Here is a 23,135-nt window from a genome sequence, read left to right on the forward strand (position 1 = left end):
AGCCCGTCGCCGCCGGATCAGACGTTGCCCTATGGGGAACCGTTTCCAGATCCGAACGTAAGCGACGGGCTTGCGACGTACCGGCACGACCCCTTCCGTGGTCTGGCGGCCGGCGGCCGCGGTGGCCTCCGGCCGGGGCGCCTTTTCGCCGTTGCAGGGGGCTGTCGTGCGCGACTGCGGGTTGCGGGTGGCTGGTCGCGCCGTTCCTCGCGCCCCTGTGGGGGCCCGGCCCCGTCTTACTCCGATGCCATGTGGTCCAGGCGGCGGAGGATTACGCCCTCTCGTAGGGCCCAGGGGCAGATTTCCAGGGTTTCCACGCCGAAGAGGTCCATGGCGCCCTCGGCGACGACGGCGCCGGCGAGGAGTTGGCCGGAGCGGCCCGGGGAGACGCCGGGGAGTGCGGCGCGTTCGTCGGCGGTCATGGAGGCGAGGCGGGGGACCAGGTCCTCCAGGGTGCGGCGTTTGAGCTCGCGCTGGACGTACAGGCCCTCTGTGGAGCGGGCGGCGCCGGCCAGGCGGGCGAGCTGCTTGAAGGTCTTGGAGGTGGCGACCACATGGTCGGGGGCGCCGAGGCGAGTGAATTCGCCGACCGTGCGGGCGATCTGCGCCCGGACATGGCGGCGCAGGGCCCTGATGTCCGCCGGGTCGGCCGGGTCGGTCGGCAGCCAGCCCGCGGTCAGCCGGCCCGCGCCCAGCGGCAGCGACACCGCCGCGTCCGGCTCCTCGTCCATGCCGTACGCGATCTCCAGCGAACCGCCGCCGATGTCGAGGACCAGCAGCTTCCCCGCCGACCAGCCGAACCAGCGGCGGGCGGCCAGGAAGGTCAGCCGGGCCTCTTCCGGCCCCGCCAGGACCTGGAGCTCGACACCGGTCTCGGCCTGCACCCGGGCCAGTACGTCGTCGGCGTTGCTGGCCTCGCGCACGGCGGAGGTCGCGAACGGCAGCAGGGCCTCGACTCCCTTGTCCTCGGCTGCCTCCAGGGCGTCCTGGACCGTCTCGATCAGTTTGTCGACGCCCTCGGGGCCGATCGCCCCGCTCTCGTCGAGCAATTGGGCGAGCCGCAATTCGGCCTTGTGTGAGTGCGCGGGCAGCGGGCGAGCGCCAGGGTGTGCGTCCACCACCAGCAGATGCACCGTGTTCGAACCCACGTCGAGGACACCGAGTCTCATGTACGGAACGCTACTGCGAGTACGGCGGTCGACCGTCCCCGGAGCGGGCTGAAGCGACTTACCCTGGACGGGTGCCAAAGACGAAAAAGGCGAAGCCCGACAAATCGGCCAATGGTTCTTCGCAGGCGAAGGCCTCCGCGACCAAGAAGTCCCCGAAGAAGTCCCCGGTGAAGACCACGGTGTCTGACGAGAAGGGGCTCGACTTCGCTCGCGCATGGGTGGAATTTCCGGATCCCGCCGATGGGGAGCAGGTCTTCCGGTGCGATCTGACATGGCTGACCTCTCGCTGGAACTGCATCTTCGGAAGCGGCTGCCAGGGCATCCAGGCGGGCCGTGCCGACGACGGCTGCTGCACGCTCGGGGCCCACTTCTCCGACGAGGACGACGAGAAGCGGGTGGCCGAGCACGTGGCGCGGCTCACACCGGACATCTGGCAGCACCACGACGTGGGGCTGAAGACCGGGTGGGTGTCGCAGGACGAGGACGGTGAGCGGCAGACGCGGCCGTACCAGGGCTCGTGCATCTTCCAGAACCGGCCCGGCTTCGCCGGCGGCGCGGGCTGCTCGCTGCACATCCTGGCGATCAAGGAGGGTCGCGAGCCGCTGGAGACCAAGCCGGACGTCTGCTGGCAGCTGCCGGTGCGCCGGACGTACGAGTGGATCGACCGGCCCGACGACACGCGCGTGCTCCAGGTCTCGATCGGCGAGTACGACCGCCGGGGCTGGGGTCCTGGCGGCCACGACCTGCACTGGTGGTGCACGTCGGCGACCTCGGCGCACGGCGCGGGCGACCCGGTGTACGTCTCGTACCGCCCGGAGCTCGTCGAGCTGATGGGCAAGGCGGGGTACGACCGGCTGGTCGAGCTCTGCGAGGAGCGGCTGGCCTCGCAGCTGCCGCTGCTGGCGCCGCACCCGGCGGATCCGGTCGCCTGAGCCCTTCTGGTCCACCACCGCGCGTCCCTGTTCTGGGGTTCTCGGGTTCTCGGGTTCCCGCCTTCCCGCGTTCCCGCGTTCTTCGGTCCTACGAGGACGGGCTCGGGGCGGTGCTGTCGCTGGGCGGTGGCGTCGAGCCGCCCGGGTCCGCCGGCGACGACGGTGACGGCGGGGGCGACGGCGGCGACGAGTCCGTGGGGGGCGGCTGGGGGTCGCTGGGTGTCGGTGTGGGGTCGGAGGGGGGCGGGGTCGGGCCGGAGCCGGGGGCGGGCGGGGTGGGGTTGCCGGGCATCGGGCCGGGGTCGGAGCCTCCGGGGTCGAACGGGCCCGCGTCCCCGTACCCCCCGATCGTGACCGCCGCGCCCGCCGGTGCGATCGCCACCCTCGCGCTCCAGGGGCCCATCGGCTGGCGCAGATGATCGACGTACACCTTGATCGTCAACGATGCGCCGGGGGCGAGCGTCCCCGAGGACTGGCTGAGGTGGAGCCAGGACGCTCCGGTCTGCGCGGACCAGTGGACGAGTGAACTCCCGGACGTCCCGGACGCTGACAGCGTGATGAGGGTCGTGTCGCCGCTGCCCGTGGCCCGTACGGAGAGGTTTCCGGCGCCGTTCGCCGTACCGGGGGCGCTGATGACCTCCACGGAGACGTCGGGCGAGCGGCTGCCCTTGGTGAAGCGGGTGCCGGGCTTGGTGCTGGCGTTGCCCGCGTTCTCGTAGCCGCCCGCTTCCTCGCCGTTGACGCGGTCGGGGCCGTGCGCCTCGCTCGCGGTGATCGAGCGGCTGTCGGCGCCCTCGCCGATGAGGGGCGCGCCGCGGTAGGCCGCCCAGAGGGCGAGGACGGGGGCGGCGACGACGGTGGCGACGACCGTGGTCGTGACGGCACGCGCGCGGAAACGGTCCCTCCGGGCGGCGCGGTCCTTGGGGTCCATCGGGAAGCCGCGCCGGTCGAAGCGCGGAGCGTCGCTCCGCGCGCGTGGGGCGCGTGCCATCGCCATGTGCAGGGCGTCGCGCGGAGCCTCCAGGACGGGGAGCGCGGCAGGCGTGACGCTGGTGCCGGGCCAGGCGCCGGGGGCGGCGCGCTCGGCGGTACGGCGACAGCGCGGGCAGTCGTCGACGTGCCGGACCAGTTCGCGGCGCAGGGTGGTGCTCAGGACGAGCTGGTGGTCGCCGGTGAGGCGGGCGACGCTCGGACAGGTGCCGGTCTCCACGACAGCGAGGGCGGCACGGGTGCGTTCGACCTCGCAGGCGGCGGAGGCGAGCAGTTCGCGTGCCTTGGCGAGGTCCAGACCGAGGACGGCGGCGACCTCGTGGGCGGCCAGCTGGTGGCGCACGGCGAGTTCGAGCGCCTCGCGCTGCTCGGGGGTGGTGCCGGCGGCCTCCGGCCAGGCCAGCAGGGCGAGTTCGCGCTGCCGCTGGGCCTGGGCCTGGGCCTCGTCGGAGACGGGACCGGCCGACGGCTCGGCGGCGCACCGGTCGGCGGCATCCTTGGTATCCCGGCTCCTGGTGTTCTTGTGGCGCGTACGGCGGCCGGAAACGTGCGCCGCCTGGCGCCGGCGCCGGGCCTCGGTGAGCTCGCGCAGACAGGACCAGCGGGCGAGGGCGTACAGCCACGCCCTACGGTCGTCCTCGGACTCCGGGCCACGCCGACCACGCCGACCGCGCCGACCGCGGCGCTCGGCCAGCGCGAGGACGTCCCCGAGGGCGGCCGTGGCCGCGTCGTGGTCGCACAGCACGGACAGGCAGTAGGTGAACAGGCCGTCCAGATAGGGCTCGTAGCGCGCGGGAGGGCGCTGAGCCGGGGTGCGGGTGCTCGCGCCACGAGGCGCGGTCACCTGCTTGCGCGCGTCTCCGTGCGCCCGGTGTGCGCCGGTGGTATGCGTGGAGGACTCCGGACTGCTGCTCATCACCCGTGCGACCGTAGGTGCCGGGGGTGGCCCCTTCTTCCCCCTTGAGCACATTTAATCCGTACGGGTGAAACGATCCCTCATAAGGGGACAAGAACCTGCGATTCCGTGGCCCACACCGTCACCGTCGGCGATGGCAGGCCATGGCAGATGAATCCCGGGGTGCACGGGAGTCTTCCCGACACGACCTCCGTCGCATCCGCCGTTTCGATGTCCCTCGACGGTCCCGTCACCACGCCGGGCAACGACCGGGAGCACCCGTTGGGTGTGGACGGCGAACGACTGTTCCAGTGGCTGCGGCTCCGTGGCTGCGGCCACCGATGACCGCGTCCGACAGTGCGAGCAGTTCGACAGTGCGAGCAGTTCGACACCCCGTGACCACCGACAACGCCCCACGCCCGCAGTCCCTGATGCTGACCTTCCTCGGCGATCAGGTACTGGGCCAGGGCGTGTGCGTGTACTCGGGGAGCGTCATCGAGGTGTTCGCGCGGGCCGGGGTCGGCGAGCACACCACCCGCTCCACGCTGACCAGGCCGCGCGCTGTCAGTGGCCTCGGCTACGGTTCCGTCATGGCTGCCCGTACGAAAACCGCGAAGGACCGGCCGTCCTACCGCTGCACCGAGTGCGGCTGGCAGACGGCCAAGTGGCTCGGCCGCTGCCCCGAGTGCCAGGCGTGGGGCACGGTCGAGGAGTACGGCGCGCCCGCGGTCCGGACGACGGCACCGGGCCGCGTCACCACCTCCGCCGTGCCGATCGGGCAGGTCGACGGCCGCCAGGCCACCGCGCGCTCGACCGGCGTGCCCGAGCTGGACCGCGTCCTCGGCGGCGGTCTCGTACCGGGCGCGGTCGTCCTGCTCGCGGGCGAGCCCGGCGTGGGCAAGTCCACGCTCCTCCTGGACGTGGCGGCGAAGGCGGCGAGCGACGAGCACCGCACGCTGTACGTGACGGGTGAGGAGTCGGCGAGCCAGGTCCGGCTGCGCGCCGACCGCATCAAGGCGATCCACGACCACCTGTATCTCGCCGCCGAAACCGACCTGTCCGCCGTCCTCGGCCACTTGGACGCGGTGAAGCCCTCGCTCCTCATCCTGGACTCGGTCCAGACCATCGCCTCCCCGGAGATCGACGGGGCTCCCGGCGGCATGGCACAGGTCCGGGAGGTCGCCGGAGCGCTCATCCGGGCGTCCAAGGAGCGCGGTATGTCCACGCTCCTTGTGGGCCACGTCACCAAGGACGGCGCGATCGCGGGCCCGCGCCTGCTCGAACACCTCGTGGACGTCGTCCTGAGCTTCGAGGGCGACCGGCACGCGCGCCTGCGTCTCGTCCGCGGGGTCAAGAACCGGTACGGGGCGACGGACGAGGTCGGCTGCTTCGAGCTGCACGACGAGGGCATCACGGGCCTGGCCGACCCCTCCGGCCTCTTCCTCACCCGCCGCGCCGAACCCGTCCCCGGCACCTGCCTGACCGTCACCCTCGAAGGACGCCGCCCGCTGGTCGCCGAGGTGCAGGCCCTCACCGTCGACTCTCAGATCCCCTCCCCCCGCCGTACGACCTCCGGCCTGGAGACCTCCCGGGTCTCGATGATGCTGGCGGTGCTGGAGCAGCGGGGCCGGATCAGCGCCCTCGGAAAGCGGGACATCTACTCGGCGACGGTCGGCGGCGTGAAGCTCTCCGAGCCGGCCGCGGACCTCGCGATCGCGCTCGCGCTGGCGTCCGCCGCGAGTGACACCCCGCTCCCCAAGAACCTCGTGGCGATCGGCGAAGTGGGTCTCGCGGGCGAGGTCAGACGGGTCACGGGAGTGCAGCGGCGGCTCGCGGAAGCCCACCGTCTGGGCTTCACTCACGCCCTCGTTCCGAGCGATCCGGGCAAGATCCCTCCCGGTATGAAGGTCCTGGAAGTCGCCGACATGGGGGACGCGCTGCGGGTCCTTCCACGCTCCCGTCGCAGGGAGGCCCCACGGGAGGAGGAGGAGCGCCGGTAGACTTTGCCCTGGTCTCGCCCGTCCGTACGAACCCTGGACGAATCTTGGGCGACCGGAAATCCGCGACCGGAGGAGTGCAGTGGCAGCCAACGACCGGGCAGCAGCTCCCGGAAAGTCCGGTGGGAGCTCCGGTGCCGATGGCCTGATGCGCGCCTCATTGAGCGCCGTGGCACCCGGCACGGCCCTGCGCGACGGGCTCGAGCGAATCCTCCGCGGCAACACCGGCGGACTCATCGTGCTCGGCTGGGACAAGACCGTCGAGTCGATGTGCACGGGCGGCTTCGTCCTGGACGTCGACTTCACGGCGACCCGGTTGCGCGAGCTGTGCAAGCTCGACGGCGGCATCGTCGTCGACAAGGACATCACCAAGATCCTGCGGGCGGGCGTCCAGCTCGTGCCCGACCCGACGATCCCGACGGAGGAGACCGGCACCCGGCACCGCACGGCGGACCGGGTGAGCAAGCAGGTCGGCTTCCCCGTCGTCTCGGTCTCCCAGTCGATGCGTCTGATCGCGCTGTACGTCGACGGTCAGCGCCGCGTCCTGGAGGACTCCGCCGCGATCCTCTCCCGCGCCAACCAGGCCCTCGCGACCCTGGAGCGCTACAAGCTCCGCCTCGACGAGGTCGCGGGCACGCTCTCCGCGCTGGAGATCGAGGACCTGGTCACCGTCCGGGACGTGTCGGCGGTGGCGCAGCGCCTGGAGATGGTGCGCCGTATCGCGACGGAGATCGCCGAGTACGTGGTGGAGTTGGGCACCGACGGGCGTCTGCTCGCGCTCCAGCTCGACGAGTTGATCGCGGGCGTGGAGCCCGAGCGGGAGCTGGTGGTCCGGGACTACGTGCCCGAGCCGACCGCCAAGCGCTCCCGCACGGTCGACGAGGCGCTCTCCGAGCTGGACGCCCTCAGCCACGCGGAGCTGCTCGAACTGCCCACGGTCGCGAGAGCCTTGGGCTACACCGGCTCCCCCGAGGCACTCGACTCCGCGGTCTCCCCGCGCGGTTTCCGCCTCCTCGCCAAGGTCCCGCGCCTGCCCGGCGCGATCATCGACCGGCTCGTCGAGCATTTCGGCAGCCTGCAGAAGCTGCTCGCCGCGAGTGTCGACGAGCTTCAGGCGGTGGACGGGGTCGGCGAGGCGAGGGCGCGCAGCGTCCGCGAGGGGCTGTCGCGGCTGGCGGAGTCGTCGATCCTGGAGCGCTACGTCTGACCGGCGGAGCGCTCCGACCGACCGACTGCGCGCTGTATCCGGTCGGCCTGTGCGCTGCATCCGACCGGCTGAGACCGCTTCAGGGGCCCCTGAGCACCTCCAGGCCGCCCCTCCCCTCCTCCCCCCGGTCCTGGGAGAGCACGTCAGTCCTGGGAGAGCACGAACGATGTCGTCGCCTTCGTCAGCCCCGGTGCCTTCGCCTCCACCAGGTACGTGCCCGCGGCCGCCGAGCCCGCCTGGGGCGTCGCGCACTGAGGAGCACTGGCCGAACGGTCCCAGTCGACGGTGTAGGTCACCTGACCGCCGGCCGGAACGCGGAAGAAGAGAGTGACGGCGTCCTTCGGGCAGTCGGCGGAGGACCAGAAACTCTGGTTGCTGCCGGCCTGAGTGATCGTCAGGACGGCGCTCTTCGGGCCGAGATCGACCTTGCAGTCACTGCCGGCGGAGTTCTTCGCGATCAGCTCGATGGAGGGCTTGGCCCCGGGGGCGTACGTGTTGCGCACGCTACGCAGCGTCAACTTGACCGCGCCTGCGGTGCAGTTGGGGAGGGTGGAGTCGGCCGGGACCTGGTCGGCGGAACCGGCACCGTTTCCGTTGGAACCGTCGTCGGAGCCTCCGCTGCCCGCGGTGGATCCGCTGCCGGACCCCCCGGAACCGTCTCCACCGCTGCCGCTGCCGCTGCTACCGCTACTGCCCGTGCCGGGGCTGGACTCGTCGCGTCCGCCCGGGTGTTGACTGATCGCGGGTCCGGAACTGGAGGGTCCAGGGGTGATCGTCCCCACGGGGTTCTTCCCGTTGGACCCGTCCGCGGTCTTCTTGCCGCCTCCGCCACCGCCACCGCTGCTGACGATCCAGATGATCAGCAGCGTCAACACGGCGAGCAGGGACAGCAGAACGCCCCTCCGACGCCAGTAGATGGTGGAGGGAAGCGGCCCGACCGGATTGCGCAGAGATCCCACGGCGCAAACTGTACGAGAGATCCGCGCCGGTGCTTGCCCCACCCGCCGCCCTGAGCATCAACTTTTCCGGATCATCATCCCGGTGGAGCGCCCGAGTTGCCGCAGGGGGGTGGGCAGCGCCCCTCCAGGGGCGCGGGGCTGTGACACCGTGCGGCTCCGCCGCGTGGGCGCGACGAGCCCCCCACCGCCCCCCAGCGGAAGGCCCACCCAGGGTCCGGGGCGCAGCCCCCGGGACAGGATGGGACGAGTCAGGATGGGACGAGCAGGGACGAGCAGGGACGGCGGGGGCGAAAAGTTGCCCCACCGCGCCCCGGGGGAACCGCACAGGCTCACCCCCACGTGGCAGGATCGGAAGCGCCATGACTGCACCCACCATGCCCACACCCAGCCCCCAGCCCAACGCCCCCGGCGAGACCCTGCACGAACCAGTGATCACCTGGTTCGACGAGCACGCCCGCGACCTCCCCTGGCGCCGCCCCGATGCCGGCCCCTGGGGCGTGATGGTCAGTGAGTTCATGTTGCAGCAGACCCCGGTGAGCCGCGTCCTGCCCGTGTACGAGCAGTGGGTGGCCCGCTGGCCCCGCCCCGCCGACCTGGCCAAGGAGGCCCCGGGCGAGGCCGTCCGCGCCTGGGGACGCCTCGGCTACCCCCGCCGCGCGCTCCGGCTGCACGGCGCCGCGGTCGCCATAACGGAACGGCACGGCGGCGACGTACCCACGCAGCACGCGCAACTGCTCGCGCTGCCCGGCATCGGGGAGTACACGGCCGCGGCGGTCGCTTCGTTCGCGTACGGGCAGCGGCACGCCGTACTGGACACGAACGTCAGACGAGTCTTCGCGCGGGCCGTCACCGGCGTGCAGTACCCCCCGAACGCCACCACCGCCGCCGAGCGCAAGCTCGCCCGTGCCCTCCTCCCCGAGAACGAGGGCACGGCCTCCCGCTGGGCCGCCGCCTCCATGGAACTCGGCGCGCTGATCTGCACCGCGAAGAACGAGACCTGCCACCGCTGTCCGATCGCGACGCAGTGCGCATGGCGGCTGGCGGGCAAGCCGGAGCACGACGGCCCGCCGCGGCGCGGACAGACGTACGCGGGTACGGACCGCCAGGTACGCGGCAAACTCCTCGCCGTCCTCAGGGAGTCCGTCGAGGGACCGGTCCCGCAGTCCGTCCTCGATCGCGTGTGGAACGAGCCCGTGCAGCGGGCCCGCGCCCTCGACGGGCTCGTCGCCGATGGGCTCGTGGAGCCGCTCCCGGGTGGTTTGTATCGGCTGCCTTTGACTTAGTCACGGCGCCCGCTCCCCCACCGCCCCCGCAAAACCACCCCAACCGGGACTTGCCACCACAGCGCCTTACCCCACTCGTAGGTCCGTTACACAACCGACGTACAGCCGAGTCCTCACCGCAGGCTGCCTCGGACACCCCCGTGACAACCCCTCCGTAGCTTCATTTCCGTACCGCACACACAGCGGAACGACAGCGGGACACAGGCAACGGACAACCGGCAGCCAGGCGACAGCAGGCGGTCGGAAACGGGGATGGAGGCGGTTGATCATGGCGCACGGCGAGGTGCTCGAATTCGAGGAGTACGTCCGCACCCGACAGGACGCGCTGCTGCGCAGTGCCCGTCGCCTGGTCCCCGACCTCGTCGACGCCCAGGACCTGCTGCAGACCGCGCTCGTACGGACGTACGGCCGCTGGGAGGGCATCGCGGACAAGCGGCTCGCCGACGCGTACCTGCGCCGCGTGATGATCAATACGCGCACCGAGTGGTGGCGGGCGCGAAAACTCGAAGAGGTTCCCACCGAGCAGCTCCCGGACGCCTGCGTCGACGACTCCACCGAACAGCACGCGGACCGGGCGCTTCTTATGGACATCATGAAAGTTCTCGCTCCCAAGCAACGCAGTGTCGTGGTGCTGCGACACTGGGAGCAGATGTCCACGGAGGAGACGGCCGCCGCCCTCGGCATGTCGGCCGGAACGGTCAAGAGCACACTGCACCGGGCCCTGGCCCGGCTCCGCGAGGAGCTGGAGAGCCGGGACTACGAGGAGCGCGGCGCACGCGCGCTCGAAGCGAATAAGGAGCGGGAGCGTTGCGCGGCCTAGGAACTCGGGCCAGGCAGGTCCTGAAGGCGGGGAGTGCGGCGGCGGCCGTGCTCGCCGCCATCGGCCTTTTCCTGAGCGCCTGCGCCACGGGCGGCACGGGCGCCCGCGACGAGGGCCCGGCGGGCAGTGAGGCGGCGGCGAAGGGAGCTACGCCCCCCTCGGCCCGCGTCGCGGGCCCGGCGGGCGGTGAGATGGCGGCGAAAGGGGCCACGACGCCCTCGCCCTCCGCCTCCAGGACCAGGAAGCCCCGGCGCGTGGACGCGGTCAAGCTCGTCAAGGACGACCCGGAGGTCAGCGACTCGGTCAAGAGCGTCCTGACGAAACCGTGCGTCGCCGACGAGTACCCGGTCGACGTGTCGTACGGGGATCTGACCGGAGGGGCCACCGACGACGTCGTGGTCAACGTCATGACCTGCGGGGACGCCGTCGGGATCGGCTCGTACGTGTACCGAGAGCAAAGCGGCAGGTACGAAAACGTCTTCAAGACCGAGGAGCCGCCGGTCTACGCGGAGATCGACCGGGGCGATCTGGTGATCACCCAGCAGTTGTACAAGGAGGGCGACCCGGTGGAGTACCCCTCCAGCGAAGATGTGATCACCTACCAGTGGACCGCGACCCACTTCACCAAGGAGTCCCGGACGCATAACGAGTACAGCAACGCGGTGGGCGGCGTCGACACGCCCGCCCCCTCGAACTGAACACAGACGGAGCAGCCGGATGGCAGAGCAGACCCATGTCCTGTTCGTCGAGGACGACGACGTCATCCGCGAGGCCACGCAGCTCGCTCTGGAGCGCGACGGCTTCGCGGTCACGGCCATGCCCGACGGGCTGTCGGGCCTGGAGGCGTTCCGTGCCGACCGCCCCGACATCGCTCTCCTGGACGTGATGGTCCCCGGCCTGGACGGCGTCAGCCTGTGCCGTCGCATCCGCGACGATTCCACCGTGCCCGTGATCATGCTGTCCGCGCGCGCCGACTCGATCGACGTCGTGCTCGGCCTGGAGGCGGGCGCCGACGACTATGTGACCAAGCCCTTCGACGGGGCCGTCCTGGTCGCCCGGATCCGCGCGGTGCTGCGCCGTTTCGGACACGCGAGCGGTCCCAACGGGGCCGCCGATGACCCCTCACCGGTCGACGGCGGGGTGCTCTCCTTCGGCGACCTGGAGATCGACACCGAGGGCATGGAGGTCCACAAGGGCGGTACGCCGGTGGCGCTGACGCCCACCGAAATGCGGCTGCTGCTGGAGTTCTCCTCCACACCGGGTACGGTGCTGAGCCGCGACAAGCTGCTCGAACGCGTATGGGACTACGGCTGGGGCGGTGACACCCGCGTCGTCGACGTCCACGTCCAGCGGCTGCGGACGAAGATCGGCCAGGACCGGATCGAGACGGTCCGCGGCTTCGGCTACAAGTTGAAGGCCTGAGCAGGGGTATGCGGGGGATATTTCAGCGCCGGAACCCGGCGGGCGGCGGCGGCCCGGCCAACCGGAACAGACCGGCCATGCGGGACACACTCGTCGACCTGGGCGCCGCACCTGTCGCCCAGGGCAGGCCGGCCGACCCACGCGGACCTGCCGACCGACGTGGACGAGCCGGCGCCGCGCACACCGGCATCCACTCCGCCATCCACACCGGCATCCGTACCGGCATCCGGTGGAAGCTCAGCGCGGCGATCGCCATGGTCGGCGCGCTGGTGGCGGTCGCCCTGAGCCTCGTCGTGCACAACGCGGCACGCGTCTCGATGCTCGACAACTCGCGCGATCTGGCGGACGAACGCATCCAGGTCGCCGAGCGCATGTACGAGTCCGGCCGCGCGCAGGCCTTCGGGGTCAAGGTCGACGACCCGAACATCCCCAGGGACCTGCTGGCGAAGGTCGCGCAGGGGCGGCGGGCCACCTATGTGTCCGACCGCCCTAACGGGGTCCCGGACATCTGGGCGGCCGTCCCCCTCAAGGACGGCCGCGTCCTGTCGCTCCACAGGGGTTTCACGGACCGCAACACCGACGTCATGAAGGATCTCGACCAGGCGCTGATCATCGGCTCGATCGCGGTCGTCTTCGGTGGCAGCGCACTGGGCGTACTGATCGGCGGCCAGCTCTCGCGCCGGCTGCGCAAGGCCGCCGCCGCGGCGAACCAGGTGGCCATGGGCGAGACGGACGTACGGGTACGGGACGCGATCGGCGGGGTCGTGCGCGACGAGACCGACGACCTCGCACGGGCGGTGGACGCCATGGCGGACGCGCTCCAGCAGCGCATCGAGGCCGAGCGCCGGGTGACCGCCGACATCGCACACGAACTGCGCACGCCGGTGACCGGCTTGCTGACAGCGGCGGAACTGCTTCCGCCGGGCCGACCCACGGAACTCGTCCGCGACCGTGTCCAGGCCATGCGCACCCTCGTCGAGGACGTCCTCGAGGTGGCGCGGCTGGACGGCGCGTCCGAGCGGGCCGAGTTGCAGGACATCCTGCTCGGCGAGTTCGTGGCGCGGCGCGTGGCCGCCAAGGACCCGGACGTCGACATACGCGTGATCCACGAGTCCGAGGTCACCACGGACCCGCGCCGCCTGGAACGCGTCCTGTTCAACCTGCTCGCCAACGCGGCGCGGCACGGCAAGCCCCCGATCCAGGTCTCGGTCGAGGGCCGCGTCATCCGCGTCCGCGACCACGGTCCCGGCTTCCCCGAGGAGCTCCTCGCCGAGGGCCCCAGCCGCTTTCGCACCGGCAGCAGCGACCGCTCCGGCCACGGTCACGGCCTGGGCCTCACCATCGCGGCGGGCCAGGCCCGGGTGCTCGGCGCCCGGCTGACCTTCCGCAACGTCCGCCCTGCAGGAGCGCCGGAGGACGTGCCCGCGGAGGGCGCGGTCGCGGTCCTGTGGCTACCGGAACACGCACCGACGAACACGGGCAGCTACCCGATACTGCTGACATAGCCCCCCGGGGGTCCTCGGCTCGGGGTGGGCGGGGTTGGCCACGCAGTTCCCGGTTTGGCTGCGGGTGGTGGGGGCTGGCCGCGCAGTTCCCCGCGCCCCTGAAGGCCTCACCTCGGCCCGCGTCATTCAGCCCGTCCGGCGTTTGAGGCGGCGGGGGCGAAAAACCCGGACCGCCCCCAGGCCCGTACAGCCGCCCCCAGCCCCGTACAAGAGAAGGCCCCCGGGGCGGACACGCCGGGGGCCTTCAGATCAAGCGCGGTCAGATCAAGCGCGGTCAGATCAAGCGCGGTCAGATCGAGCTCGGTCAGATCGAGCTCGGGTCGAACCAGGTCAGGCGTTCTCAGCCACGGTTTCTTTCTGGGCTTCCTTCTGGGCCGAGTCGCTCACCGCGGCCTCGGCCTCGGCCCCGGCCTCGACCCCGGCCTCGACCCCAGCTTCGGCCCCGGCCTCGGCCGGCTTCGGCGCCCCCGCTCCCGCCCCCCGCAGCGGAACCTCCTTCACGAACACCGCGGCCACCAGCGCGACCAGGGACACCACCGCTCCCAGCAGGAACGCGGAGTGCGTACCGGAGGACACCGCGTACTGGTAGGCCTCACGCGCGGCGGCCGGCAGTTTGGCCAGGCTGGCGGCGTCCAGCTGCGCCGACTGCTCGGTGACCTTGGACCCCAGCGCCCCGGCCCGCTCGGCCATCACGTTCTGGACGCGGTGGTTGAACAGCGCACCCATGATCGCGACGCCGAAGGACGAGCCGAGCGTACGGAAGAGGGTGGTGGACGAGGACGCGACGCCCATGTCCTTCATCTCGACGCTGTTCTGCGCGACCAGCATGGTGATCTGCATCAGGCAGCCCATGCCGAGGCCGAGCACAGCCATGTACAGCCCGGAGGTGAACCGGGTCGTAGCGGTGTCCATCTGGGCGAGCAGGAACAGACCGACCGCCATGAGGATGCTGCCGACGATCGGGAAGGCCTTGTAGCGCCCGGTGCCGGTGGTGACCCGCCCGGCGACCATCGAGGTGACCAGCATCGCGCCGAGCATCGGCAGCAGGAGCAGCCCGGAGTTGGTCGCGGACGCGCCCTGCACGGACTGCTGGTACAGCGGCAGGAAGAGCGTGGCGCCGAACATCACGAAGCCGGTGATGAAGCCGATGATCGACATCAGCGTGAAGTTGCGGCTGCGGAAGATGTGCAGCGGCATGATCGGCGCGGTGGCCTTGGTCTGCACGAAGACGAAGCCGACGAGCGCGGCGACTCCGATGCCGATGAGCTCCATGATCCGCGCGGAGCCCCACGCGTACTGGCTGCCGCCCCAGGTGGTGACGAGCACGATGGACGAGATGCCCAGGGCCAGCAGTCCGGCACCGAGGTAGTCGATCTTCGCCTGGACCCGCTTCTTCGGCAGGTGCAGTACGGCGCTGATGGCGAGGAGCGCGACGACACCGAGCGGCAGGTTGATGTAGAAGGACCAGCGCCAGCCCCAGTGGTCGGTGATGGTGCCGCCGATGAGCGGTCCGCCGATCATGGCGAGGGCCATGATGCCGGCCATCATGCCCTGGTACTTGCCGCGCTCCCGCGGCGGAATCAGGTCACCGATGATCGCCATGACGCCGACCATCAGACCACCGGCGCCAAGGCCCTGAACGGCGCGGAAGCCGATGAGCTGACCCATGTCCTGGGCCATGCCGCTGAGCGCGGAGCCGGCCAGGAAGATCACGATCGAGGTCATGAAGGCGCCCTTGCGCCCGTACATGTCGCCGAGCTTGCCCCAGATGGGGGTGGAGGCGGCGGTCGCGAGCGTGTACGCCGTGACGACCCACGACAGGTGTTCGAGTCCGCCGAGCTCGCCCACGATCGTGGGCATCGCCGTGCCCACGATCATGTTGTCGAGCATCGCCAGCATCATGGTGATCATGAGCGCGAGCAGCACGACGCGTACGCTGCGTGGCTGTTTCTCGGTCTCTATGACCGCTTCCTTGTTGTCCGCCATCGTTCCCACTCCCCTGGGTCCTGCTACTTACTTGCCGCCCGGCAAGTTGACTACACTGAGGGAAAGTAGACCCGTAACTAGCCGGGCGTCAAGTAGGTTTTCCCGGATTTGCCATTTGGGCGATACGCGCGTTTCAAGGAGTACGAGGAGTACAAGGATGGGCGGCGACACCATAGACGGCACCAAGCGACAGCGCCGCGGGGACACCCGCCAGCGCATCCAGGACGTGGCCCTCGAACTCTTCTCCGAACGCGGCTACGAGAAGACCTCGCTGCGCGAGATCGCCGAGCACCTGGACGTCACCAAGGCGGCGCTCTACTACCACTTCAAGACCAAGGAAGAGATCCTCATCGGCATCTTCGAGGATCTGACGAGGCCGCTCGACGAGCTGGTGGAGTGGGGCAGACAGCAGCCGAGGACCCTGGAGACCAAGCAAGAGGTACTGCGCCGCTACAGCGAGGCCCTCAGCGGCGCGGCGCCGCTCTTCCGCTTCATGCAGGAGAACCAGGCGACGGTGCGGGAGCTGAGCATCGGCGAGACGTTCAAGGACCGCATACTCAGCCTCGTACAGATCATCAAGGAGCCGGACGCGCCGCTGATCGACCAGGTCCGCTGCATCACCGCACTCTTCTCGATGCACGCCGGGATGTTCGCCCTCAGAGACGTCGAAGGCGACCCCGAGGAGAAGCGCAAGGCCGTCCTGGAGGTCGCCGTCGACTTGGTGACGCAGGCACACGGTGGCACCGCCGCGTAGCGCAGATCAGACGCGTAGCGCAGATCAGACGGTGACGCCCTTGGAGTGCAGGAAGGCGACCGGGTCCACGGCGGAGCCGTAGTTCGGGGTCGTACGGATCTCGAAGTGCAGGTGCGGGCCGGTGGTGTTGCCGGTGTTGCCGGACAGCGCGATGTGCTGGCCGGTCGCGACGACCTGCCCTATCTGCACGTCGATCCGGGACAGGTGGGCGTACTGCGAGTAGGTCCCGTTGCCGTGCTTGATGACGATGGCGTTGCCGTACGCGGGACCGTCACCGCCGCCGTTGCCGCCGGCCTTGACGACGGTGCCGCCGTGCGCGGCGACGACCTCGGTGCCGGTGGGCACGGCGAAGTCCTGCCCGGAGTGGTTGTGCTGCCACAGGTTGCCGGCCTGGTTGAAGCCGGCGGAGAGCGTGTACGTCTTCACCGGGTCGACCCAGGAGGCGGCCGTCTTGGCGGCAGCCGTCTGCACGGCGGTCCGCTGGACCGTCGCGGTGGTGGTGCCGGCGGCGGCCGCGACCCCGGCGCCCAGTACGACCGAGGCGCTCACTCCGACGGCCAGGACGGTGGTCCGGGTACGGAGCAGGGACATACGGGAGTGGCGGGACGTGACGCGCTTCGACATTCGGAACCTCGCGGGGCCGGGAACGGGGGGTCAAGTCCACCCGGTGCACAAGCTGTCGCCGGGTGGGCCATCCCTTGGTAACCCGAGTCCTGGCAGACCCACAAAGTCCTCATCTACGACGCCAGGTCGTACTTCACACGAAAAATTCCACCTTCTTGACAGATGCACCATCCCGTAGGGAATATGCCCGATTTTTCGGGGTGGGGACGTTTAACCCCACTTCCAGGCGTTGCATTCCAGCGCGGTACAGCCCTCACCGAACCGCCATCCCGGCCCCGCACACCCCCTGGGGGTTCCGCACCGTTACGTCCCTTTTGCCCTTTCGCCGCTTTCCACTATTCGCCCTAGTAACGGACAAATCGCCTGTGCGTCATGTCACCGCAAGGGAGTGTCACGAGACCGTGCAGTTCCCTCGCGACCGCATGCGCGCTGCCACTCCGGCCCTGACGGACAGCGGCGAGGAGCGGCCGTGCGTACGGATCTGTCGGCGGCCTCGGCGGCCGCGTCGGCGGCGGCTCATGAGCTCTCGGAGCGGTGGACCACCGGTCGGCGCTGTTCGTGCGCTGCCCCGGAGACGATCTTCTCGGCAACCCCGCTCCCGACTCCGGCACCCCGGACCCCCGACACCGCCTAGGCTGACTGGAGCAGTCATCACCGTGCCGTCCGGGGGAGCGACATGGAACCAGCAGCCATCGGCGCCAAGGTGGCCTCGAGCGTGGTCGCGCCGCTCGTAAAGAAGCTCTTCGTGGCGAACGGACCGGGCGCCGGACTGGTCGAGAAGCCGGTGCGGATCTCGGGGTTCGTCTCCTTCAGGGGAGAGCGACGCACCCTCGGCGAGAAGGAACTGGCCAAGCTCGCCGCCGAGTTGGTCGCGCGCGCCCTGCGGACCGGGGAACGCTCGCCGGCCGCCGGCGAGGAGCAGGCCGTCGTACACGCCCTCGCGGGCAGCCTGCACGCCCTCGGCGACCTCGCCATGACCGACGTACAGGCCGTGGAACTCGGTCACGAGGCGCTCGCCCTGCGACTGCGTGCCGCGAGCGGCAACCCCGAGCGGGACCTCTCCTTCGACGCGACCCTGCTCTACGAGCGGCTCCTGAGCGCGGCCTGCCTGCACATCCTGCACTTCTTCACCCAGCGCTCGGCCTTTGTCGCCCGCACGCTGGTGGAGCAGAGCAGGAAGCAGAGCGAGCTCATCGCCAAGGTGGACGCGTTGATCGCGCGGACACCGCCGCCCGGCGGCACGGATCCCGCCTTCGAGCAGCGGTATCTCGCGTACGTCGCCACCAAGCACAGCCGGCTCACCATCTACGGCATCGACCTCGTCAACTCCCCCGAGCGCTGGCCCCTCGACGCCGCCTACCTCAGCCTCCAGGCCGTGCGCGCCGCGGAGGACGCGGAAGGTGCCGGTCCGAGCGGGACGCACATCGCGGCGGCCGGCAGCATGCTCCCCGCCGAACAGGCGCTGGCCGACCAGGACCTGGTGCTGCTGCGCGGAGTGGCCGGGTCCGGCAAGACCACCCTGGTGCAGTGGCTGGCCGTGACCACGGCCCGGGGCGAGCGCGGCGACCGGATCCCGTTCGTACTGCCCCTGCGCACCCTCGTCCGCCGCCCCGACGGGCTCCCGGCGCCCGACGGCTTCCTCGCCGCCGCCCGCGTGCCCTTCCACGCCACCCAGCCCGACGGCTGGAGCGACCGCGTTCTGGGCGCCGGGCGCGGGCTGCTCCTCGTCGACGGCATCGACGAGATCCCCGAACGCGACCGCGAGCGGACCCGCCGCTGGCTGCGCGAGCTGCTGGACGTCTATCCCGGCAGCCAGTGGCTGGTGACCTCCCGCCCCTCGGCCGTGCGCGAGGACTGGCTCACCCCCGACGGCTTCACCGAACTCGCCCTCACCCCCATGAGCCGCGACGACGTCACCGCCTTCATCCGCCGCTGGCACACCGCGGCCCGGCTCGACGCCCCGGACACCGACCGCCTCGACGGCTACGAACGCACCCTCCTCGACGCCGTGGGAACCAAGCCCGACCTCGGCCGGCTCGCCACCAACCCGCTGATGTGCGGTCTGATCTGCGCACTCCACCGCGACCGGCGCGGCTATCTGCCGCACGGGCGCCAGGAGTTGTACGACGCCGCCCTGTCCCTGCTGCTGTCGCGCCGCGACGAGGAACGCGACATGTTCGCAGGCGACAGCCACAGCGACCACGGCCAGGGCGGCATCCACCTCACCGAACTCCCTCAGGTCCAGCTCCTCCAGCGCCTCGCCTACTGGCTCATCCGCAACAACCAGTCCGAGATGGACCGCGACCGCGCCGAGCGCATCGTCGCCGACATCCTGCCGTCCCTCCCGTCCGCCGCCGCGCAGGGCGACGCCCCGGCGATCCTGCGCCACCTCCTCCTCCGCAGCGGCCTGCTCCGCGAACCCGTCCTCGGCACCGTGGAGTTCGTCCACCGCACCTTCCAGGACTACCTGGGCGCGCGGGCGGCGGTGGAGGACGGGGACTTCGGGCTGCTGGTGCGCAATGCCGTCGACGAGCAGTGGGCCGATGTGATCCGGATGGCCGTGACACATGCCCGACCCCGCGAACGGGCCCAACTCCTCGGCGACTTGACCGCCTCGGCCGAGCAAACCGGCGGCGCGGCCAGTACGCGCGTACGGCTCCTCGCCCTGGCCGCCCTGGAACACGCCACGGAACTCGACCCCCGGGTGCGGGAGGCCGTCGAGAAGAACGCGGGCTCACTCATCCCGCCGCATACGACGGAGGAGGCCCGCGCCCTCGCCGAGGCCGGTCCCCTCGTGCTGGAACTGCTGCCCGGTCCGGAGGGGCTCTCCGACGCCGAAGCCCGGGCCGTGGTGATCACCGCGTCGATGGTGGGCACGGAAGCCGCCCTCCCGGTCCTGGCGCGCTTCCGCTCGCACCGGTCACTGTCCGTGCGGGCCCAACTCACCTGGACGGCACACCGGTTCGACACGGCCCGGTACACGGCCGAGGTCATCTCCCACCTGCGTCCGGAGGACCTGTACTTCACCGCGCACTCGGCCGAGCATCTGCGGGCCCTGCGCGACCTCGGCGGCCGCCCCATGATCCAGCTCATCGGGGACTTCGACTCCGCCGACATCCGCGCCGGCCTGCTGCCGGACCAGGTGCGCGAACTCGTCCTACGCGACAATCGCGTGCTGCGCGATCTGCGCTTCCTGTCGGACCAGCGGCGCATCACCTGGCTCGACATCAGCGGTGGCAGTCCCTACGTGGACGACCTCACCCCACTCGCCGAGCTGCCCTTGCGATGGCTTTCGTTGGATTCGCTGCCCGGACTCGAGAAGCCGGATTCCCTGGCGCCGCTCTCGGCATCGAACACCCTGCGCCTGCTCGACATCGGCTTTCCGCTGCACGGTGCCTCCCTCGACGCTGCCCTCCCCCGGGATCTGCCGCTGGAGTATCTGCGGTTCACCAGGAACGCGCTGCGATTCACCGGATTGCGGGGGCTGAGTCATATGCGGGCGCTGAAGCAGCTGAGTCTCGCCAAGCTCCCCGAAAAGCTGACGCCCGAGGACTTCGAGGAGATCGCCCGGCTTCCCGCTCTCGAAGAACTGCGCGTCGACTGGAATGCCACCGGATGGCACGCGGGTCCGGTACTGCCGAACATCAGGCGCCTGAAGCTCAACAAGTTCACAGGGAACGAGGACCTCTCGAAAGTCCCGGCTCTCTTTCCGAGCCTGCGTACGGTCGAGCTCCATCTCGCGCCGGAGGTGACCGACGTACCGGAGCATCTCCTGTCGTTCTTCCCGGACGCGCCCGTCATCGAGAAAACCGACACCGTGGTGTGAGCCGGAAGGGGCACAGCCGGAAGAGACGCAAAAAGGGGCTGCCCCGGGACCGAAGTCCCGGGGCAGCCCCTTCGTTCAAGGCGAGCGCCGAGCGCTTACGCCTCCTTGCTCAGGTTGGGCCCTGCCCCACCCGCGGCCTGCTCGATCGGCGGGACGTCGGGCAGCGCCGACTTCTCCTCACCCCGGAAGGTGAAGGTCTTGGTGTCGCCCTCGCCCTCCGTGTCGACGACCACGATGTGACCGGGGCGCAGCTCGCCGAAGAGGATCTTCTCCGAGAGCGTGTCCTCGATCTCGCGCTGGATCGTGCGACGCAGCGGCCGCGCGCCCAGGACGGGGTCGTAACCCTTCTTGGACAGCAGCTCCTTGGCGGACTGGGAGAGCTCGAGGCCCATGTCCCGGTCCTTGAGGCGCTCGTCCACCTTGCCGATCATCAGGTCGACGATCTTGAGGATGTCCTCCTGCGTCAGCTGCGGGAAGACGACCACGTCGTCGACGCGGTTGAGGAACTCGGGACGGAAGTGCTGCTTGAGCTCGTCCGACACCTTGTTCTTCATGCGCTCGTAGTTCGACTTCGTGTCACCCGTGGCCGCGAAGCCGAGGTTGAAGCCCTTCGAGATGTCACGCGTGCCGAGGTTGGTCGTCATGATGATGACCGTGTTCTTGAAGTCCACGACCCGGCCCTGGGAGTCGGTCAGGCGACCGTCCTCCAGGATCTGCAGCAGCGAGTTGAAGATGTCCGGGTGGGCCTTCTCGACCTCGTCGAAGAGGACCACCGAGAACGGCTTGCGCCGCACCTTCTCCGTCAGCTGGCCGCCCTCTTCGTAGCCCACGTATCCGGGGGGCGAACCGAAGAGACGCGACACCGTGTGCTTCTCGCTGAACTCCGACATGTCGAGGGAGATCAGCGCGTCCTCGTCACCGAAGAGGAACTCGGCGAGGGCCTTGGACAGCTCCGTCTTACCGACACCGGACGGGCCCGCGAAGATGAACGAACCACCCGGACGCTTCGGGTCCTTCAGACCGGCTCGCGTACGACGGATCGCCTTCGAGAGCGCCTTGACGGCGTCCTTCTGACCGATGACCCGCTTGTGGAGCTCGTCCTCCATGCGCAGCAGGCGGCTCGACTCCTCCTCGGTCAGCTTGAAGACCGGGATGCCGGTCGCGGTCGCGAGGACCTCGGCGATCAGCTCGCCGTCGACCTCGGCGACGACGTCCATGTCGCCGGCCTTCCACTCCTTCTCCCGCTTGGCCTTCGCCCCCAGCAGCTGCTTCTCCTTGTCGCGGAGAGAGGCCGCCTTCTCGAAGTCCTGGGAGTCGATGGCCGACTCCTTGTCGCGGCGAACGCCCGCGATCTTCTCGTCGAACTCGCGGAGGTCCGGCGGCGCGGTCATCCGGCGGATGCGCATCCGGGAACCGGCCTCGTCGATCAGGTCGATCGCCTTGTCCGGCAGGAAGCGGTCCGAGATGTACCGGTCGGCCAGGGTGGCGGCCTGAACCAGTGCCTCGTCCGTGATGGAGACGCGGTGGTGTGCCTCGTAGCGGTCGCGCAGGCCCTTGAGGATCTCGATCGTGTGGGGGAGGGAAGGCTCCGCCACCTGGATCGGCTGGAAGCGGCGCTCGAGGGCCGCGTCCTTCTCGAGGTGCTTGCGGTACTCGTCCAGAGTCGTCGCACCGATGGTCTGGAGCTCACCGCGGGCCAGCATCGGCTTCAGGATCGAAGCCGCGTCGATGGCGCCCTCGGCGGCACCCGCACCCACGAGCGTGTGCAGCTCGTCGATGAACAGGATGATGTCGCCGCGGGTGCGGATCTCCTTGAGGACCTTCTTCAGGCGTTCCTCGAAGTCACCGCGGTAGCGGGAACCGGCGACCAGCGCGCCCAGGTCCAGGGTGTAGAGGTGCTTGTCCTTGAGGGTCTCGGGCACCTCGCCCTTGACGATGGCCTGCGCCAGGCCCTCGACGACGGCGGTCTTGCCGACGCCGGGCTCGCCGATGAGTACCGGGTTGTTCTTGGTCCGGCGGGACAGCACCTGCATGACCCGCTCGATCTCCTTCTCGCGCCCGATGACCGGGTCGAGCTTGGACTCACGAGCGGCCTGGGTGAGATTCCGGCCGAACTGATCGAGGACCAGGGACGTGGAGGGGGTGCCCTCGGCAGGACCGCCTGCGGTGGCGGTCTCCTTGCCCTGGTAGCCGGAGAGCAGCTGGATGACCTGCTGCCGCACCCGGTTGAGGTCTGCGCCCAGCTTGACCAGGACCTGGGCGGCGACGCCCTCGCCCTCTCGGATCAGGCCGAGCAGGATGTGCTCCGTGCCGATGTAGTTGTGGCCCAGCTGAAGGGCCTCGCGGAGCGACAGCTCCAGGACCTTCTTGGCACGGGGGGTGAAGGGGATGTGCCCGGACGGGGCCTGCTGCCCCTGCCCGATGATCTCCTCCACCTGCTGGCGGACCGCCTCGAGCGAAATCCCGAGGCTCTCCAGGGCCTTAGCGGCGACACCCTCACCCTCGTGGATCAGGCCCAGGAGGATGTGCTCGGTGCCGATGTAGTTGTGGTTGAGCATCCGGGCTTCTTCCTGAGCCAGGACGACAACCCGCCGCGCGCGGTCGGTGAACCTCTCGAACATCGTTAATCGCTCCTCAGAGCGGTCAGGCAGTGAGGGGACGCTCCCCTCGCTGTCCTTCCGCAGCTTAGTCCCGCAAGCGGGGACCGCTCATTCCAACTGCCGACACCGTCCTTGGCCTCCTGACCCCGAACGCCGACATATGCTC

Annotated in this window: 18 protein-coding genes; 12 read left to right on the forward strand and 6 right to left on the reverse strand. The window is 70.2% G+C overall.

Annotation, left to right across the window (positions count from 1 at the left end):
* Positions 1-236 precede the first annotated feature (236 nt).
* Positions 237-1,169: a Ppx/GppA family phosphatase gene (locus OG747_RS19015; protein ID WP_405880518.1), complete on the reverse strand. Its 933-nt coding sequence runs from the start codon at positions 1,167-1,169 to the stop codon at positions 237-239.
* A gap of 71 nt (positions 1,170-1,240) precedes the next feature.
* Between OG747_RS19015 and OG747_RS19020 the strand changes: the two genes are divergently transcribed.
* Entirely contained in the window at positions 1,241-2,101 is an 861-nt protein-coding gene (locus OG747_RS19020) for a hypothetical protein (RefSeq protein WP_405880520.1), read from the forward strand.
* An 88-nt stretch (positions 2,102-2,189) separates the two neighbouring features.
* On the opposite strand, the gene OG747_RS19025 is transcribed toward OG747_RS19020, so the two are convergent.
* On the reverse strand, positions 2,190-4,007 hold the full coding sequence (locus OG747_RS19025; RefSeq protein ID WP_405880521.1) for a BACON domain-containing protein: 1,818 nt from the start codon (positions 4,005-4,007) through the stop codon (positions 2,190-2,192).
* Between the two features lie 108 nt (positions 4,008-4,115).
* Between OG747_RS19025 and OG747_RS19030 the strand changes: the two genes are divergently transcribed.
* The 3 genes from OG747_RS19030 to disA all read left to right on the forward strand — a co-directional run bounded on the left by OG747_RS19030 (position 4,116) and on the right by disA (position 7,190).
* A complete protein-coding gene (locus OG747_RS19030) occupies positions 4,116-4,331 on the forward strand; it encodes a hypothetical protein (protein ID WP_405880522.1) in 216 nt (71 codons plus the stop codon).
* Between the two features lie 245 nt (positions 4,332-4,576).
* A complete protein-coding gene (radA, locus tag OG747_RS19035; RefSeq protein ID WP_405885599.1) occupies positions 4,577-5,986 on the forward strand; it encodes a DNA repair protein RadA in 1,410 nt (469 codons plus the stop codon).
* Positions 5,987-6,065: 79 nt separating this feature from the next.
* Positions 6,066-7,190 carry a DNA integrity scanning diadenylate cyclase DisA gene (gene disA / locus OG747_RS19040; RefSeq protein ID WP_405880523.1) on the forward strand — a complete coding sequence of 375 codons (1,125 nt, stop codon included), beginning with the start codon at positions 6,066-6,068 and terminating at the stop codon, positions 7,188-7,190.
* 143 nt (positions 7,191-7,333) lie between these two features.
* On the opposite strand, the gene OG747_RS19045 is transcribed toward disA, so the two are convergent.
* Complete coding sequence (locus tag OG747_RS19045; RefSeq protein WP_405880524.1) at positions 7,334-8,149, reverse strand: hypothetical protein; 816 nt, start codon at positions 8,147-8,149, stop codon at positions 7,334-7,336.
* Between the two features lie 359 nt (positions 8,150-8,508).
* Between OG747_RS19045 and OG747_RS19050 the strand changes: the two genes are divergently transcribed.
* The 5 genes from OG747_RS19050 (at position 8,509) to cseC (ending at position 13,179) form a co-directional block, all read left to right on the forward strand.
* Complete coding sequence (locus OG747_RS19050; RefSeq protein WP_405880525.1) at positions 8,509-9,432, forward strand: A/G-specific adenine glycosylase; 924 nt, start codon at positions 8,509-8,511, stop codon at positions 9,430-9,432.
* A gap of 268 nt (positions 9,433-9,700) precedes the next feature.
* Positions 9,701-10,252 (forward strand): SigE family RNA polymerase sigma factor, encoded by a 552-nt coding sequence (locus OG747_RS19055; protein WP_405880526.1) that lies wholly within the window; start codon positions 9,701-9,703, stop codon positions 10,250-10,252.
* Positions 10,240-10,950 (forward strand): hypothetical protein, encoded by a 711-nt coding sequence (locus tag OG747_RS19060; RefSeq protein WP_405880527.1) that lies wholly within the window; start codon positions 10,240-10,242, stop codon positions 10,948-10,950. Before OG747_RS19055 ends, OG747_RS19060 begins: the two co-directional genes overlap by 13 nt.
* 19 nt (positions 10,951-10,969) lie before the next feature.
* Positions 10,970-11,674, forward strand: coding sequence for a two-component system response regulator CseB (gene cseB / locus OG747_RS19065; protein WP_405880528.1), 705 nt, complete (start codon positions 10,970-10,972; stop codon positions 11,672-11,674).
* Positions 11,675-11,928: 254 nt separating this feature from the next.
* On the forward strand, positions 11,929-13,179 hold the full coding sequence (cseC, locus tag OG747_RS19070; protein ID WP_405885600.1) for a two-component system sensor histidine kinase CseC: 1,251 nt from the start codon (positions 11,929-11,931) through the stop codon (positions 13,177-13,179).
* A 330-nt stretch (positions 13,180-13,509) separates the two neighbouring features.
* On the opposite strand, the gene OG747_RS19075 is transcribed toward cseC, so the two are convergent.
* Positions 13,510-15,165, reverse strand: coding sequence for an MDR family MFS transporter (locus OG747_RS19075; RefSeq protein ID WP_405880529.1), 1,656 nt, complete (start codon positions 15,163-15,165; stop codon positions 13,510-13,512).
* Between the two features lie 157 nt (positions 15,166-15,322).
* On the opposite strand from OG747_RS19075, the gene OG747_RS19080 reads away from it, so the two are divergent.
* A complete protein-coding gene (locus OG747_RS19080; RefSeq protein ID WP_405880530.1) occupies positions 15,323-15,919 on the forward strand; it encodes a TetR/AcrR family transcriptional regulator in 597 nt (198 codons plus the stop codon).
* Between the two features lie 24 nt (positions 15,920-15,943).
* Here OG747_RS19080 and OG747_RS19085 read toward each other — a convergent pair whose 3' ends face one another.
* Positions 15,944-16,543 carry a M23 family metallopeptidase gene (locus OG747_RS19085; RefSeq protein ID WP_405880531.1) on the reverse strand — a complete coding sequence of 200 codons (600 nt, stop codon included), beginning with the start codon at positions 16,541-16,543 and terminating at the stop codon, positions 15,944-15,946.
* 469 nt (positions 16,544-17,012) lie between these two features.
* Between OG747_RS19085 and OG747_RS19090 the strand changes: the two genes are divergently transcribed.
* Positions 17,013-17,177 carry a hypothetical protein gene (locus tag OG747_RS19090; RefSeq protein WP_405880532.1) on the forward strand — a complete coding sequence of 55 codons (165 nt, stop codon included), beginning with the start codon at positions 17,013-17,015 and terminating at the stop codon, positions 17,175-17,177.
* A 42-nt stretch (positions 17,178-17,219) separates the two neighbouring features.
* On the forward strand, positions 17,220-20,369 hold the full coding sequence (locus OG747_RS19095; protein ID WP_405880533.1) for an NACHT domain-containing protein: 3,150 nt from the start codon (positions 17,220-17,222) through the stop codon (positions 20,367-20,369).
* 95 nt (positions 20,370-20,464) lie between these two features.
* Here the strand turns inward: OG747_RS19095 and OG747_RS19100 are convergent, their stop codons facing one another.
* Positions 20,465-22,990 (reverse strand): ATP-dependent Clp protease ATP-binding subunit, encoded by a 2,526-nt coding sequence (locus OG747_RS19100; protein ID WP_405880534.1) that lies wholly within the window; start codon positions 22,988-22,990, stop codon positions 20,465-20,467.
* Between the last annotated feature and the right edge of the window lie 145 nt (positions 22,991-23,135).

It is taken from the genome of Streptomyces sp. NBC_01384, assembly GCF_045040035.1.
Taxonomy (GTDB): domain Bacteria; phylum Actinomycetota; class Actinomycetes; order Streptomycetales; family Streptomycetaceae; genus Streptomyces.